12 protein-coding genes are annotated in these 15243 nt (G+C 68.1%); 5 read left to right on the top strand and 7 right to left on the bottom strand.

The window, feature by feature from the left end; genetic code table 11:
- Positions 1 to 95: 95 nt before the first annotated feature.
- Positions 96 to 596 (bottom strand): DUF6438 domain-containing protein, encoded by a 501-nt coding sequence (locus ACTHQV_RS05660; protein WP_440488845.1) that lies wholly within the window; start codon positions 594 to 596, stop codon positions 96 to 98.
- 118 nt (positions 597 to 714) lie between these two features.
- On the opposite strand from ACTHQV_RS05660, the gene rph reads away from it, so the two are divergent.
- The 3 genes from rph (at position 715) to ACTHQV_RS05645 (ending at position 2444) form a co-directional block, all read left to right on the top strand.
- Entirely contained in the window at positions 715 to 1431 is a 717-nt protein-coding gene (rph, locus tag ACTHQV_RS05655) for a ribonuclease PH (RefSeq protein WP_055791268.1), read from the top strand.
- A complete protein-coding gene (rdgB, locus tag ACTHQV_RS05650; RefSeq protein WP_440488844.1) occupies positions 1428 to 2057 on the top strand; it encodes an RdgB/HAM1 family non-canonical purine NTP pyrophosphatase in 630 nt (209 codons plus the stop codon). The genes rph and rdgB overlap by 4 nt, the downstream gene beginning before the upstream one ends.
- Positions 2058 to 2228: 171 nt before the next feature.
- Positions 2229 to 2444 carry a hypothetical protein gene (locus tag ACTHQV_RS05645; protein WP_440488843.1) on the top strand — a complete coding sequence of 72 codons (216 nt, stop codon included), beginning with the start codon at positions 2229 to 2231 and terminating at the stop codon, positions 2442 to 2444.
- A gap of 332 nt (positions 2445 to 2776) precedes the next feature.
- On the opposite strand, the gene ACTHQV_RS05640 is transcribed toward ACTHQV_RS05645, so the two are convergent.
- The gene (locus ACTHQV_RS05640; RefSeq protein ID WP_440488841.1) at positions 2777 to 3322 is read right to left on the bottom strand and encodes a CAP domain-containing protein; all 546 of its coding nucleotides are present in this window, start codon (positions 3320 to 3322) and stop codon (positions 2777 to 2779) included.
- A 38-nt stretch (positions 3323 to 3360) separates the two neighbouring features.
- Here ACTHQV_RS05640 and hemW point away from each other — a divergent pair, with 38 nt between their 5' ends.
- Both hemW and ACTHQV_RS05630 read left to right on the top strand, forming a co-directional pair.
- Positions 3361 to 4512: a radical SAM family heme chaperone HemW gene (gene hemW / locus ACTHQV_RS05635; RefSeq protein WP_440488839.1), complete on the top strand. Its 1152-nt coding sequence runs from the start codon at positions 3361 to 3363 to the stop codon at positions 4510 to 4512.
- Between the two features lie 59 nt (positions 4513 to 4571).
- A complete protein-coding gene (locus tag ACTHQV_RS05630; RefSeq protein ID WP_440488838.1) occupies positions 4572 to 5567 on the top strand; it encodes a N(4)-(beta-N-acetylglucosaminyl)-L-asparaginase in 996 nt (331 codons plus the stop codon).
- Positions 5568 to 5617: 50 nt separating this feature from the next.
- On the opposite strand, the gene ACTHQV_RS05625 is transcribed toward ACTHQV_RS05630, so the two are convergent.
- From ACTHQV_RS05625 to ACTHQV_RS05605, 5 genes are all read right to left on the bottom strand, one after another.
- Complete coding sequence (locus tag ACTHQV_RS05625; RefSeq protein ID WP_440488836.1) at positions 5618 to 8614, bottom strand: TonB-dependent receptor domain-containing protein; 2997 nt, start codon at positions 8612 to 8614, stop codon at positions 5618 to 5620.
- 175 nt (positions 8615 to 8789) lie between these two features.
- Positions 8790 to 10469: an N-acetylglucosamine-specific PTS transporter subunit IIBC gene (nagE, locus tag ACTHQV_RS05620; RefSeq protein WP_440488835.1), complete on the bottom strand. Its 1680-nt coding sequence runs from the start codon at positions 10467 to 10469 to the stop codon at positions 8790 to 8792.
- The gene (gene ptsP, locus ACTHQV_RS05615) at positions 10466 to 12967 is read right to left on the bottom strand and encodes a phosphoenolpyruvate--protein phosphotransferase (protein ID WP_440488833.1); all 2502 of its coding nucleotides are present in this window, start codon (positions 12965 to 12967) and stop codon (positions 10466 to 10468) included. The genes nagE and ptsP overlap by 4 nt, the downstream gene beginning before the upstream one ends.
- Before the next feature lie 73 nt (positions 12968 to 13040).
- The gene (nagA, locus tag ACTHQV_RS05610; RefSeq protein ID WP_440488831.1) at positions 13041 to 14168 is read right to left on the bottom strand and encodes an N-acetylglucosamine-6-phosphate deacetylase; all 1128 of its coding nucleotides are present in this window, start codon (positions 14166 to 14168) and stop codon (positions 13041 to 13043) included.
- A complete protein-coding gene (locus ACTHQV_RS05605; protein WP_440488829.1) occupies positions 14165 to 15223 on the bottom strand; it encodes an SIS domain-containing protein in 1059 nt (352 codons plus the stop codon). Before ACTHQV_RS05605 ends, nagA begins: the two co-directional genes overlap by 4 nt.
- Positions 15224 to 15243 lie beyond the last annotated feature (20 nt).

Below are 15243 nucleotides of genomic sequence, written 5' to 3'. Positions count from 1 at the left end.
GGGGGGGGGGTTCGCCACGCAACGCAACCGTTCCGTACGCAGAAGCCCCCCTCCACCATGCTGCGCATGGTCCCCCTCCCCGTGCCGGGGAGGATTTAAGGCGTCTCGATGAACTGGCGGATCGGCAGTTCGTTCGGGGCCGAGCGCAGCGCCTCGTTCATCCGCTGATCGCGCATCCGGCAACCGTAATAGAAAGACAGATGCTGCGACGCGCCCGACAATTCGTTCCAGCGTACATCCACCGACGGCATATCGGTCGGCGCATTGTCGCATCCCGGCTGGCCCGGCTGCACCAGCCGCTCGCCCTGCTGCGGGCGGTAAGGCTGAAGCTTGGCGGCAAAGGCGCGATACTGCCCCGGCGTCGCCTTGAAGTCGCGTGTGCCGACGACCTTGGTGAAGCGCCGCCCCTCGAACACGCCGGTCCCGTCGGGCTGGATCGTCACCCGGTACACCGGGCAGGTGCCGAAACACGGCGAGGTTTCGTAACTTATCGTCTCGCGCTCGATCGCGACCGGCGCGGTTTCGGTGGTCGTGTTGCCGACCGCCATCACGCAACCGCCCAGCATCGGCAGCAGGCCCAAGGCAATGATCTTCATGACGTCGCTCCCTGTTGCGGGTCCGTCGTTTCGGACCCGTCACCACGGGCGTACCGCGCGGCGACTGGCGCGGCGATGAACGGACGGCTAGGACTTCGCCAACTTTCAGGAGATTCCCATGCGCCCATCCGGCCGCACCCCCGACGAAATGCGCCCGATCACGATCGAGACCAACTTCACCCGCCATGCCGAGGGATCGTGCCTGATCGGCTTCGGCGATACGAAAGTGTTGGTGACCGCCTCTCTCGAGGAGCGCCTGCCGCCCTGGCTGCGCGGCAAGGGTGAGGGTTGGGTCACCGCCGAGTACGGCATGCTGCCCCGCGCCACCCATACCCGCGGCAGCCGGGAAGCGGCGAAGGGCAAGCAGTCGGGCCGGACCCAGGAAATCCAGCGGCTGATCGGGCGTTCGCTGCGCGCCGTGGTCGACCTGAAGGCGCTGGGCGAGCGGCAGATCACGCTCGATTGCGATGTGATCCAGGCCGATGGCGGCACCCGCACCGCGTCGATTTCGGGCGCGTGGGTGGCGCTGCGCCTAGCGGTCGACGGGCTGATGCGTGAGGGCAAGCTGGAGGTCGATCCGATCAGCCGACAGGTCGCGGCGGTCAGCTGCGGCATTCACAACGGCACGCCGGTGCTCGACCTCGACTATATCGAGGATTCGGCGGCCGATGCCGACGCCAATTTCGTGCTGACCAGCGACAACAATATCGCCGAGGTGCAGGCGACCGCCGAGGGTGCCTGTTATGACGAAGAGGCGCTGCTGCGCCTGCTGCGCCTCGCCCGCATCGGTTGCGGTCGCATCTTCGCCGAACAGCTTCGGGCGACCGGGCGATGAGCGGCGAGGGACAAGACCGCCAAGCGATCCGCAAGCTCACGCCCGGCAAGCTGGTCATCGCCAGCCACAATCCCGGGAAGATCCGCGAGATCGCGGCGCTGCTCGGGCCGTACGGCGTCACCCCGATCTCGGCAGGCGAACTCGACCTGCCCGAGCCGGAGGAGACCGGCACGACCTTCGTCGCCAATGCCGAACTGAAGGCGTTGCAGGCCGCCGACCTGTCGGGGCTGCCGGCGCTGGCCGATGACAGCGGGCTGTGCGTCGAGGCGCTGAACGGTGATCCGGGCATCTTCTCGGCGCGCTGGGCGGGGCCGTCCAAGGATTTCGACGCGGCGATGCGGCTGGTCGAGGAACGGATGCAGGCGACCGGCCCCGACCATAGCCGCGCGGCGCATTTCGTGTGCGCGCTGGCGCTGGCATGGCCCGACGGGCATGTCGAATGGTTCGAGGGGCGCGTCGACGGGCAACTGGTATGGCCGCCGCGTGGGGAGCATGGCTTCGGCTATGACCCGATGTTCGTCCAGGACGGCATGGACCAGAGCTATGGCGAGATCGATCCCGACCACAAGCACGCGATCAGCCACCGCGCCGATGCGTTCGCGCAACTGGTGAAGGCGGTGTTCTGAACCGGTAACGCCAGCCGGACCGTACCCCCGCAGGCGGGGGTCCAGGGTAACAGAGGATGGCCTCCGTGGCTCTGGCCCCCCCGCCTGCGCGGGGGTACGAACAGCTTTGACTACCGCGAGGCCGGAACGCCCGCCCAACCCCGCGCATTGGACGCCCCGAAAGGAATTCCTATGCCCGACGCGATCACCGAAACCCGCCACCGCGAGATCGCGGTCGAGCATCTCCTGTTCTGGACGATGCGCTATGTCGAGGAACAGCATCCGGGGCTGCTCGACTCGCTGGAAGCCAGCCTCGACAAGCTGGGTGACCCGAGCCAGGGCGGCGAGAAGGACGATAATGCCGTCCGCCATATCGCCGCCAAGATGATCGCCGGCGCGCGGGGGTAGGGTCGCTATCGACCCGACGCGATCCCCCTCACCCTTCGGCGTCTTCGGCGCCTTTCCCTCTCGCTGAGAGGAAGGAGCTCTCAGGCGCGGAATGGTGAGGCGATCAACACTGGTCGAATCCGGCTCCAAGCCCGCGTCCACCGAAGCCGTACCCCCGCGCAAGCGGGGGTCCAGGGCCAAGTAAGCAGAGGCTTGCGGGTGTGCCCTGGATCCCCGCCTTCGCGGGGATACGGTAAAGCGAACTCCCGCCGAGGTCGCGCAGGGGTCTGCTGCGTAGGTTCAGGCGCAGCGCGACTTTGCCGGCCCCGTTATCGGCCGCTCCGACCCAAGCGTCAAAACGCCTGCTGCCCGGCGACATTCCCCGCCGGGACATAGCGACAGACCACGAAATCGTCGCGAGCGTTGCTCGCCTCGGCACAGCCGAAGCGTTGCGTCGTGCGCCACATGATCTGGGTATAATGGGCGACGTCGCCGAACTTGCCGGTCCGCGACACCGCAGGCAGCACGCCTGGGACATAGTCGCGCTTCTCCGCGACCCAGTGGCCGACCATCTCGTCATAGCGATAGGCGCCACGCGTGCCGGTCCACAGATTCTCGCCCTGTTCGGGCACGCCGCGCGGTTGCGCCGAATGTTCGAACCGGCCGGTAGTCGCCAGCGTATCGGCGTAGACCTCGGCATCGCGTGCCAGTGCCGGGTCCCAGGCGAGCGGCGGCAATCCCGCCCCGCCCCGTGCCGCGCGGTGGCCGGCCTCCATCGCCTGCCGCAGCAACGCCACCCCGCGCGGCGCCGGCCCTTCGAACGTGCGCGGTTCGACGATGCGTTCGGGACCGGCCTCGACGCCGGGCGAACAGGCGGTCAGCAGCAAAAGCGGCGCCAATATTTGTATCGATCGCATCGCGCCCATATGGGGCGGCGATGGTGCCCGACCAACCTCCCCCCCTCGCGCTGTACGTCCACTGGCCGTTCTGCGTATCGAAATGCCCCTATTGCGACTTTAACAGTCATGTCCGCGACGCGGTCGATCAGGCGGCGTGGTTGCAGGCGCTGCTCGCCGATCTGGCGCATGAGGTGGCGGTGCTGCCGGGACGGCGGCTGGCGTCGATCTTCTTCGGCGGCGGTACCCCGTCGCTGATGCCGCCCGCGACCGTCGCCGCGATCATCGACGCCGCCTGCCGCGCATGGCCGCCGACCGACGATATCGAGATCACGCTGGAGGCGAACCCGTCCTCGGTCGAGGCGGCACGCTTCGCCAACATCGCCGCCGCCGGAGTCAACCGCGTCTCGCTGGGCGTACAGGCGTTGCATGACGACGCCCTCGCCTTCCTCGAACGCGCGCATGGCGTGGAGGAGGCACTGGCCGCGCTCGGCGTGGCGCAGCGGCATTTCGCGCGGGTCAGCTTCGACCTGATCTATGCCCGGCCCGCCCAGTCGCTCGCCGCATGGGAAGCCGAACTCGCCCGCGCGCTGTCGTTCGGAACCGAGCATCTCTCGCTCTATCAGCTGACCATCGAACCCGGCACCCGCTTCGCGACGCTAGCGGCGAGGGGTGCGCTGACCCTGCCCGATCCCGACCTCGCCGCCGACCTGTTCGAAACGACACAGGCGATGACGTCCGCCGCCGGCCTGCCGCTGTACGAGGTATCGAACCACGCCCGGCCGGGGGCGGAGAGCCGCCACAACCTGACCTATTGGCGCTATCGTGACTATGCCGGCATCGGTCCGGGTGCGCATGGCCGACGTCAGGGGCTGGCGACGGTGCGCCGTAAAAAGCCCGAAAACTGGATCGCGGCGGTGGAGCGCAACGGTCATGGCATCGAACGTGAGGACGCCCTTACCCCTGACGAGCGGGTGACCGAGGCATTGGTGATGGGCCTGCGGATGCGCGAAGGCATCGGCCTCGCCCGCGTCGCCGCGCTCGGCGAACGCCCGATCGAGGCGGTGGTGCACACCGATGCGGTAGCGCTGCTCGCGCGGCAGGGGCTCCTCGCGCGCGACGGCGACCGGCTGGCGCTGACCCCGGCCGGCTTTCCGGTGCTCGACGCCGTACTGCGCGAGATCGCGCTATAGGCTTGCTCCGCCCCCGGCGACTACGCACAACCGCGCATCACCAGTCAAACGGGGTATCCATGCCGACCATTACCCGCCGCACCGCTCTTGCCGGCCTTGCCGCCGCTGCCGGATCGGCCACCCTGCCTGCCCAGCCGCGCGCGGCCGGGACGTTGCGCGTCGCCTCGACCTGGGACTTCGGTGCCGCCGCCAACGACGCCGCCGTCGCCCGGTTCAAACGCGGTGGCAGCCTGATCGACGCGCTGGAGGCGGGGGCGATGGTGCCCGAGGCCGATCTGACCAACCATTCGGTCGGCAAGGGCGGCTATCCCGATCGCGACGGGCGGGTGACGCTCGACGCGGTCATCATGGACGACAAGGGGCATGTCGGCGCGGTCGCGGCGATGGAGGATATCGCCCACCCGATCTCGGTCGCGCGCGCGGTGATGGAGCGCACCCCGCACACCTTCCTCGTCGGCGACGGCGCGCGGCAGTTCGCGCTGGCCAATGGCTTCACTGCCGAGAAGCTGCTGACGCCGGAAGCCGAGGCCGAATGGCGCAAATGGCTGAAGACGTCGAAATATCAGCCGGTCGCCAACAGCGAAAATGCGCGCGCGCCGCTTGGCGGGCCGCTCGACCACGATACGATCGGCATGATCGCCCGTGCACCGGACGGGGCATTGGCGGGTGCGTGCACGACGTCGGGCATGGCGTTCAAGCTGCACGGCCGGGTCGGCGATTCGCCACAGGTCGGCAGCGGCCTGTTCGTCGAGGCGGGCGTCGGCGCCGCCACCGCCACCGGCCTTGGCGAGGAAGTAACCCGCATCGCCGGCACCGCCCGCGTCGTATCGTCGCTACGCGCCGGCCTGTCGCCGATGGCTGCCTGTCGCGAGGCGGTCGAGCATATCGCGAAGCTGCGCGGCGCGGCGCTCGACGGGGTACAGGTCGGCTTCCTCGCGATGGATGCCCGCGGGGAGGTCGGTGCCTTCGCGATCCTGCCGGGCTTTACCTATGCCGTGACCAGCGACAACGGGCGCAGCACGGTGCTGAAATCGGCGAGTTTGCGCGCCGCCTGAACCGGAAAGGCCCCGTCACCACGACGGCGACGGGGCCTTCTGGCCTGCGATCAGAAGCGGACGGTCGCGCCGGCCACGATCTGACGACCGAGCAGGTCGTACCGGAACACCGTGTTGTTGCGCAGCAGCCCCAGTTCCGAACGCGAGTTCGGGATCAGCGGCGGATCGCGGTCGAACAGGTTGTTCACGGCCAGACGCAGCGTGAAGCGCTTCGCCACGTTGAACGTCGTCGCCAGATCGAAATAGTCATAGGCTTCGATGCCGTTATAGGTCGAACGACGGTTGGTCGGCCCGTACGGAATGCCGGTATCCGCCGCCGCATTGAACGTGATCGTCATCGCCCCCTGATGCCGCCAGTTCAGCGACACGTTCACCACATTGTCCTGTGTCGACCACGTCGTCCGCAGGGTATGCACCCATTTCGGGAAGCCTTCGCCGCAGAAGGGACCATAATAGCCGACGCACTGGCGCGGATCGACGGTCGGCGATTCCTGCCCGCCGACCGAGGTCATCAGCGTCCCGTTGAAGCTGAGGTCAAGCCGCCCGGCGGTGTTCAGGCCCAACGCATACTGGCCCTGGAAATCCCAGCCATGCGAATCGCTCTTATACCCGTTGCTGGTACCCTGGATGATGAAGCCGGTCGCCGGGTTGCTCGCGGCCGGGCTGAACAGTGTGAAGCTGCCCGGGTTCCGCACGATGCCGCGACAGAAATAGGGGTTCTGCGTCTGGACGCAGCCGTTCACGAAATCGCCCGCGCTGAAATAGCTGATCGAATCGTCCAGATCGATCAGGAAACGATCGATCGAAACGGTCAGCCCCGGCAGGAACCGCGGCCGCAGCACCACGCCGAACGTCTTGGTATAGGCGGTTTCCGGCGTCAGTTCGAACCCGCCATTGCGGATCGTGCACAGCGCGTCCGGGCAGTTCAGCGTCTGGCTGCCGTACAGATTGTCGGGCAGGCCGGTCGCGCGGCACGCCTCGATGCTGGCAGTGGGAGCAAGGAAGCGGCCCGGATTCTGCGGATCGGGCGCGGTGGCGCAGGGATCGTTGCGCGAGCCGACCGTCACGAAGTTGATGTTGCTCGCCTGTACCGCCTGGATCAGCGACGGGGCGGCCTGTGCCTTGTTGATCGATCCGCGGAAGGTGACGTCGTCGATCGGCGCCCACATCCCCTCGACCTTCCACGTGTCGAACGCACCGTCGAGCCGGTTGTACTTCGACCGGCGATAACCGAGGTTCAGTTGCAGCAGCTGGGTCCAGCTTTGGTCCTCGACGATCGGCAATTGCGCTTCGACGTTACCTTCCCAGACATTCTGGGTGAAGCGCGCGTCGGTACCGCCATTGGTCTGGCGGAACAGCGCGTCGGCGGTCGAGATGAAGCGTTCGGCACGGAATTCGACGCCGGCGGCGATCGCGATGCCTTGATCGGCGAGCGGCGACCTGATGCCATATTCGCCGAGGTCGCCCGAGACCGTGCCGAGCACCTGCCACATGCTGGGCTTGGTGATCTCCGACCCGTCGACATTCTGGTACACGTAATCGGCGAACGCCGCGTTGTTGTTGTACGGCTGGAACGGATTGAACGGCACGCAGGTCGAACCGCCGGTACGGCAGGTCGGCGAGCCGCCCACATTGTCGACGATCAGCGACTGACGCAGACGCGTCTCATCGGGGAAGGCCGGATAGGTCAGCGACCCACGGTTCGCCGAATAGACGCCGGCAATGTCGTAATTCCACGCCTTCAGCACCTTGCCGCGAATGCCGCCGGTAACGCGGTAGCCTAGGTTTTCGAACCGGTTATAGGCCGGCGGTAGCCCGTCGAAGCGATAGAGCAGGTTGAACGGCACCAGCGTGTTGGTACCGGCCGCGCTACCGCACAGCGTCTGCCCCTGCGACGCCGACAGATACGGGTTGTTGCAATTCACCTGATAGGGCGTCGCGCCATAGATGCCCGAGGGATAGATGCGCAGCGGTATCGGGTTCTGCGACCGGTCGCGATAGGCGAGGAAGGTCGAATAGATCTCGGCCGCTTCGGACAGATCGATGTTCAGGAAGCCGCCCGCGTTGATGCGGTTGAATTCGCGCTGTGCCGCGAATTCATCGAACGGGTTGGCAGCGGCCCCGGCGACCGATCCCCATGGAATCAAGTTGCCCGAGCCGTTAGGATTGTTGACCAGCACCCGCCCGGCATTGGCGCCACTGCCCGGAATGATCGTGCCGACCTGCGTATACTGGCTGCGCGTGCAGGTCAGTGCCGCGTCCTTGGTCGGCTGGGTCACTTCGCACGCCGACCACGACCGTGCGCCCTGCGGCAACAGGTCGGACTGGCGATAGCTGAAGAAGCCGGTCAGGTTGACCCGCCCGTCGAGCATCGTCTTGCCCGCGCTAAGCGTCACGTCCATGCGCGCGCCGTCGTTGGTCAGCCCGGTCGGCGTCTGGAAGAACGACCGCCGCGCCGCTTCGGTAACCGCGTTTTCGCGGTTCTGGTGGTTGTAGAAGCTATAATTGCCATTCAACTCCACGCCGTCGAAATTCTTCTTCAGGATGAAGTTGACGACGCCGGACACCGCGTCCGAACCGTAGACCGACGAGGCACCGCCGCTCAGCACGTCGATCCGCTCAACCAGCGTCGCAGGGATAATGCCGACGTCGAGGCCGTTCTGGATGCCAAGGCGCAGGCCGTCGACCAGGGTCAGCGTACGTTCGAAGCCGAGGCTGCGCAGCTTGATCCGCTGGCGACCGCTCGATTCGGCATAATTCTGCTCGGCGTTCGGCGCGACCTGCGGCAGGCGATTCAGCACCTCCTCGATCGTCGTCGCACCCTGCGCCTGGATTTCGGCAGAGGTGACGGTGGCGATCGGCGCGGCCGACTTGTTGTTCGGGCGGACGATACGCGTGCCGGTGACGACGATCGCATCATCTTCCCGGTCGGTCGCTTCGGTGTTGGTATCGGGCAGTGCCTCGACCGGCACGACCTGCGCGTGGGCGGCGCCCGCGATAAGCGTTCCCAAACACGTTGTCGCCAGCAGCTTCGTGATCGATTGCATGAATCCCCCTGTCCGGTGCGTGCCGATCCGGCCTTGTTTCACCTATGCGACAGTTTTCCGCCTGCGAGCGGACGGGGTCAATCTCAGAAGATACTATCGTCCTTATACCGTACCGATTATCCAGCGGTGTGCTGATTAAGCAACACACCGTCAACGCTGTCAGACAGCGCGTGGTTCACACGAGCAGATGGATGACTGTCGGGGTGACCTGTGCGGCGGCGCGGATCCCAGGCAAGGCTGTGGAATCGATCGACGTCGCCTCGCGCAGCTCGACACGTACCCGCCCGGCGAGCGGTTCGGCGCGCAGGATGGCCCCGGCCCCACCAAGCGCTTCGATCAGGGCGGGCGAGAGCGCGGCCGGTGCAGCGGCGGTCGCCTCCTGCGCAGCAGGCGCAACGGTTGCGATCGGGCCGCCAATGCCGGCCTCGCGGATCTCTTCTGCGACTTGGTCGGCGATCGGGCCGACCACGACCTGTACCGCGCGGGCCGAAGGACGCAGTACGCCCATCGCGCCCAACGCCTTCAGCGCCGCTTCGTCGACTAGTGCCTGATCAACGACGACCAGCCGCAGCCGGGTGGTGCACGCGCCGATGCTGGCCAGGTTGCCGCTGCCGCCGAGCGCCGCGAGGAAGGCGCGCCCGCGATCCCCCCCGCCGCCGGCCGGCGCACCGGTCAGCGACGGTGCGCTGGCGTCGCGGCCCGGCGTCTTGAGGTCGAAGCGCAGGATGAAGAAGCGGAACACGCCGTAATAGAGCGCGAAATAGAGAGCGCCGACCGGGAGCAGCAGCAGCGGCTTCGTCGCCTTCCCATAGTTCAGCACATAGTCGAACAGCCCCGCCGAAAAACCGAAGCCGAGCTTCACCCCCAGCCAGTCCATCAGCGCCATCGACAGCCCGGTCAGCACCGCATGGATCGCGTAGAGAACCGGTGCCAGGAACATGAACGAGAATTCGATCGGCTCGGTCACACCAGTCAGGAAACTTGTGAGCGCCAGGCTGAGCAACATGCCGCCCACCGCCTTGCGCCGTTCCGGCAGCGCCGAATGGTACATGGCGAGGCAGGCGGCGGGCAGGCCGAACATCATCACCGGGAAATAGCCAGCCATGAACGCCCCCGCGGTCGGATCGCCGGCGAAGAAGCGGCGCAGGTCGCCGGTCGTACCCCCGAAATCGCCGAGCACGAACCAGGCGACGTTGTTGAGGATATGGTGCAGCCCGGTCACCAGCAGCAGCCGGTTGAGCAGGCCGAAGCCGAACAGGCCGAAGCTGCCCGACGCCACGAGGCCGCGGCTGAGCAGGTCGAGCGCGGTGGTGATGCCGCCGAAGCTGAGGCCAACCACGACCGCGATGGCGATGCCGGCCACGCCGCTGACGATCGGCACGAACCGCCGCCCGCCGAAGAAGGCGAGATATTCCGGCACCTTGATCGTCGCATAGCGATTATAGGCATGACCGCCGATCAGCCCGGCGACGATGCCGATCGGTACGTCGAGCTTGGCGAACGCCTTCGCCTTCCACGCCGCCGACAGGGTTGCCGCCACGTCCGGCGCGAAGCCCTGCGTCACTTCGGGCGGGACGGTGAGGAACACCGGCCCGCCATTCTTGACGACCAAATAACAGACGACGCCTGCCAGACACGCCGCGCCATTGCCGTCGCGGGCGATGCCGCAGGCGACGCCAATCGCGAACAACAGCCCGAGATTGTTGAACAACGCATCGCCCGCCGCCGCAAGCAGGCCGATATCGAGCAGGTCGGGCTGGCCCAGCCGCAGCAACAGCCCCGCCACCGGCAGGACCGCGATCGGCAGCATGAGCGCGCGGCCGATCGGCTGCAGCGTTTCGACGATCGACTTCATGCACCCTGCTCCTGAAGAAAGTCGCGCACCATCGTTCGCACCTCGGCCGGCGATGCCGCCGCCAGCGCGCGTTCCGCCAGCAGGCGGCAGCGATGGGTATCGAGCCGCCGGACCAGTGCCTTCAATTCGGGCACGAAGCGTGGCGACGCCGACAATTCAGTGATGCCCAGCCCAACCAGCAGCGGGATCGCCAGCCGGTCCGACGCAAGGCCGCCGCACACGCCGACCCAGCGGCGATGTCGCGCCGCCCCCTCGGTCGTGTGCGCGATCAGTTGCAGCACGGCCGGGTGGAGGCCGTCGATGCCGGGGGCGACCGCCGGGTTGCCGCGATCCATCGCCAGCGCATATTGGGTCAGGTCGTTGGTGCCGATCGACAGGAAATCGGCATGCGCCGCCAGCGTCGCGGCGGTGACCGCGGCGGCGGGGGTTTCGACCATGATGCCGATCTCGACGCGTTCGGTAATGCCGAGGTCGGCACGCAACCGGTCGACGACCGCGCGGACGGCGGCGATCTCGGCGACGCTTGCGACCATCGGGATCATGATCCGGCATTGCCCGACCGGCCGTACCGACAGGATGCCCCGCAGCTGGGTTTCGAGAATGTCGGGCATGGCCAGCGCGACGCGGATACCGCGCAGGCCCAGTGCCGGATTCTCCTCCGGCGCGATCGGCAGATAGGGGGCGGGCTTGTCGCCGCCGATATCGAGCAGCCGCACGATCAAGGGCCGCCCGTCGAGTTCGGCAGCGATCGCGCCATAGAGAGCAGCCTGTTCGGCGGCGTCGGGTGCATTGTCGCGGTCGAGGAACAGGAACTCCGTGCGCAGCAGCCCCGACCCCTCGGCGCCATTGGCCATCGCCGCCTTCGCATCCTCGATCGAGCCGAGATTGGCGAACGCCTCGATCCGCACGCCGTCGAGCGTCACGCAGGCCTCGCCGGCACGGGCAAGCGCGGCATCGCGGTCGGCGATGCGGCGATCGGCATGGGCGCGGGCCTCGGCAAGCGTCGCCGCATCGGGATCGACGTGCAGCACTCCACTATCGGCGTCGAGGATCAGCGTCGCGCCATCCGTCACGTCGTTCAGCGGCGCGCCGATCGCGACCAGTGCCGGCAAGCCCATCGTCGCCGCAAGGATCGCGACGTGCGAGGTCGGCCCGCCACGCTCGACCGCGAGACCGATGACACTGGCCGGATCGATCGCCATCACCTGCGACGGCAGCAGATCGTCGGCGAGCAGGATGGTCCCGGCAGGGAAGGTCATCGCCTCCGCGACCGTGCCGGTCAGTTCGCCCAGCACCTGCCGTTCGAGGTCGAGCAGATCGTCGGCGCGCTCGGCCAGCCGCGCGTCGCCAAGGCCCCGCAGCGTCGCCGCCTGCGTCCGGGTCGCCGCGCGCCATGCATGGCCGGCATCGCGGCCATCGGCGATGGCGACATTCGCGGCGTCGCGCAGATCGGGGTCGTCGAGGAACGCAATATGCGCGGCGCGGATCGCCGCCCCTTCGCCGGTCGTCGCCGCCAGCTTCTCACGCACCGCCGACAGTGCCGAATCGAGCCGGGCGGTCTCGATCGCGGCGCCCTGCCCGTCGACCGGCACCTCGATCTCGGCAACCCGCAGCCAGCGGGCGGTGCCGATCGTATAGCCCGGCGCCGCTAGCGTGCCCGCCAATTGTCCCTCGGGCAGCGCGACGGCGGGCGGCGGCGGCGGCGCGACCACCGGTTCGGCCGCCGCCCGTTCGGCACGCTCGCCCATCCCGCCCTCGATCAGCGTCGCCAGCGCGACGACCGCTTCGGCGGCGTCGGGGCCGCTGGCGATCACGTCGACCGTGTCACCGAACCGCACGCCCAGCCCGAGCAGACCGACCGCCCCGGTGGCACGCGCCTCGCTGCCGTCCTTGGCCAGCCAGCTCGTTGCGAGAAAGCCGCGCGCAACCTCGCCGATCTTCGCCGCCGGGCGTGCGTGCAGCCCATGCGCCATCGGCACCCGCACCTGCCGCACGATGCGCTCGCCCTCTTCCGTCGTCGTGGCCGGCGTGTTTGCGGCGACCGGCTCGACCGTCAGCAGCAGTTGTCCGATACCGACCACCCGGTCGGTCTCGCGCCGGACGATGCGGTACGCATCGGCATTGGTGACGATCAGCGGCGTCATCAGCGACGGCGCGCCCCGCACCAGAGCATCGAGGTCGAAATCGATCAGCGGCTGGCCGCGCTCGACCCGGTCGCCGACGGCAACGCGCGCGGAAAAATCCTTGCCGCCCAGTTGCACCGTGTCGATGCCGATATGCATCAACAGCTCGACTCCGCCCTCGCCGCGCAGGGTGATGGCATGGCCGCCCGCGTGCAGCGTCAGCACCTCGCCGTCACAGGGGGCGTGCAGCGTACCGCCGGTCGGGTCGATCGCGACACCGTCCCCCAGCATCCGCCCGGCGAACACCGCGTCGGGCACGTCGTCGAGCGCGCTTGCCCAGCCTTGCAACGGTGCGGTGAGCAGGATGGCGGTCATGGTCGGCCCCTTCGTGGCGCGGGTCCGCCCCCCGGCGACCCGCGCGGATGTTATTCGTCCCGGCGCACCGGGGTCAGACGACGCGGTTGCCCGCGATCCACGTGCCGCGCACCGTCAGGTCGCGGTCGAGCCACACGAAATCGGCGCTGTGCCCGACATCGATGCTGCCGATCCGGTGCGACAAGCGCAGGAACGCGGCCGGATTGGCCGATGCCATCGCCACCGCATCCTCGAACGCGACCCCCAGTTCGTGGGTGTTCGCCACCGCCGTCGCCATGTCGAGATCGCAACCGGCGAGCGTGCCGTGCGCGTCGACGCACACGCCGTTCTCGACATGGATCGGTTGCCCATTCAGCACGAACTCCTTCGATTCCGCGCCTACCGTCGGCATCGCGTCGGTCACCAGCATGAACCGGTCGATCGGGCGCGCCGCCAGCGCCACGCGGATCGCGGCGGGGTGCAGATGCGCGCCGTCGACGATCAGCCCGGCATAGACCGACTTGTCCTCCAGCACCGCGCCGACCACGCCCGGATCGCGGTGCTTGAGTGGCGACATGGCGTTGTACAGGTGCGTCACGCCGCGCGCGCCGGCATCGATCGCCGCACGCGCCTGTTCATAGGTCGCGTCGCTATGGCCGATGCTGACGATCACGCCCGCAGCCACCAGCCGTTCGATCGCGGCGGTATCGTTGCGCTCAGGCGCCAGCGTCACCATCACCACGCCCCTGCGCGGGGCGGTGAGCAGGTCGATCGCGGCATCGTCCAGCGCGCGGAAATGGTTCGCGTCGTGAATGCCCTTGCGCGCCGGGTTCAGGAACGGCCCCTCGACATGGATGCCGACCACGCCCGGCACGCCCGCTTCGATTGCGGTGTCGACCGCGTCGAGCCCGGCGGCGACCACGTCCAGCCGGTCGCTGATGAGCGTCGGCAGGAAGGCGGTGGTGCCATAGGTCGCGTGCGCCGCACCGATCGCGCGGATGCCCTCGACGGTCGGATGGTCGTTGAACAACACTCCGCCGCCGCCATTGACCTGCGTATCGACGAAGCCGGGGACCAGCCAGCCGCCGCCCAGGTCGATCGTCTCGGCATCGCCCTCGGCATGGAAACCGGCGATGACGCCGTCGACGACATGAAAGGCGCAGCTGTCCTGCTGGCACTGATCGGCGAGCACGCGCCCGCCGCGGAAGACGAAGCTGCTCATCGCGTTTCGGTGACCTTGCGCAGATGCGGCGGCTGGTCGGGGTTCAGCCCCCGGCGCAGCGACACCGTGTTGACCATGCGGTAGAAGCTCTGGATCATCAGGATCGGTTCGATCGCCGCATGGCTGCGGATCGTCGGCGGGTGGCTGTCGTCGTCGGACGCGTCGGCGAGGTGCACCGCCGCGCCGCGCGACGCGAACTCGGCCGCCGCCGCGCGGACGTCGTCGCCGGCATCGTCCGACGTCGCGAAGCCCAGTAGCGGGAAGCCGTCATTGATGATCGCCATCGGCCCGTGGCGGACTTCCGCGCTGCTGAACGCCTCGGCATGCAGTGCCGAGGTTTCCTTCATCTTGAGCGCCGCTTCCTGCGCGACGCCGAAGCTATAGCCGCGCCCGATCACGAACAGGTTGCGCGCCTGTACCAGCGTGTCGGCGACCGCGGTCCAGTCGAGATCGAACGCCTGCTCCAGCTGCGCGGGCAGATCGTCGAGCGCCGCCAGCAGCGCCGCATCCTCGCTCCAATGGGCGGCGATCGCGGCAAGGCCGGTCAACGAGGCGATGAACGACTTGGTCGCCGCGACCGAGGTTTCCGGACCGGCCGACAACGGCAGCACGGTGTCGGCCAGACCCGCGAGCGGCGAATCCTCGACATTGACCAGCGCGACGACGCGCGCGCCCGCCGCCTTGTAGCTCTCCACGGTGCGCAGCAGATCGGGACTGCGGCCCGACTGTGACACCGCGATCACCAACGCGTTCATCCGCTCCATCCGCGTCGCATAGACCGAGGCGACCGACGGCGCGGCGCTGGCGACGGGCACCCCGCACAGCGTCTCGACCAGATATTTGCCATAGGTCGCGGCATGGTCCGACGACCCGCGCGCGCAGGTGACGACCAGCGCCGGCGGATCGGCGCGCAGCGATGCGCCCAACTCGGCGAGCGCAACGGCATTGCGCGACAGGAACCGGGCGACCGACGCCCCGCCCTCCCCCGCTTCGCGGTGCATCGCGGTCTGCTCGGCAACGACCGGCTTCGGCCCGGCTTCGACGGTGGACGTCATGAACCCCCTCTTGGTGCCGG

The organism is Sphingomonas sp. SAFR-052 (assembly GCF_051965015.1).
GTDB lineage: Bacteria > Pseudomonadota > Alphaproteobacteria > Sphingomonadales > Sphingomonadaceae > Sphingomonas.
The sequence above is the reverse complement of the archived record's forward strand: the minus strand, read 5'-3'. Positions and strand labels throughout refer to the sequence as shown.

Excerpts from the sequence above, each read along its gene's own strand:
- nagA (WP_440488831.1), bottom strand. The coding sequence starts at position 14,168 with ATGAGCAGCTTCGTCTTCCGCGGCGGGCGCGTGCTCGCCGATCAGTGC.
- ACTHQV_RS05645 (WP_440488843.1), top strand. The coding sequence starts at position 2,229 with ATGCCCGACGCGATCACCGAAACCCGCCACCGCGAGATCGCGGTCGAG.
- ACTHQV_RS05625 (WP_440488836.1), bottom strand. The coding sequence starts at position 8,614 with ATGCAATCGATCACGAAGCTGCTGGCGACAACGTGTTTGGGAACGCTT.
- hemW (WP_440488839.1), top strand. The coding sequence starts at position 3,361 with ATGGTGCCCGACCAACCTCCCCCCCTCGCGCTGTACGTCCACTGGCCG.
- rdgB (WP_440488844.1), top strand. The coding sequence starts at position 1,428 with ATGAGCGGCGAGGGACAAGACCGCCAAGCGATCCGCAAGCTCACGCCC.
- ACTHQV_RS05660 (WP_440488845.1), bottom strand. The coding sequence starts at position 596 with ATGAAGATCATTGCCTTGGGCCTGCTGCCGATGCTGGGCGGTTGCGTG.
- ACTHQV_RS05605 (WP_440488829.1), bottom strand. The coding sequence starts at position 15,223 with ATGACGTCCACCGTCGAAGCCGGGCCGAAGCCGGTCGTTGCCGAGCAG.
- nagE (WP_440488835.1), bottom strand. The coding sequence starts at position 10,469 with ATGAAGTCGATCGTCGAAACGCTGCAGCCGATCGGCCGCGCGCTCATG.
- rph (WP_055791268.1), top strand. The coding sequence starts at position 715 with ATGCGCCCATCCGGCCGCACCCCCGACGAAATGCGCCCGATCACGATC.
- ptsP (WP_440488833.1), bottom strand. The coding sequence starts at position 12,967 with ATGACCGCCATCCTGCTCACCGCACCGTTGCAAGGCTGGGCAAGCGCG.
- ACTHQV_RS05630 (WP_440488838.1), top strand. The coding sequence starts at position 4,572 with ATGCCGACCATTACCCGCCGCACCGCTCTTGCCGGCCTTGCCGCCGCT.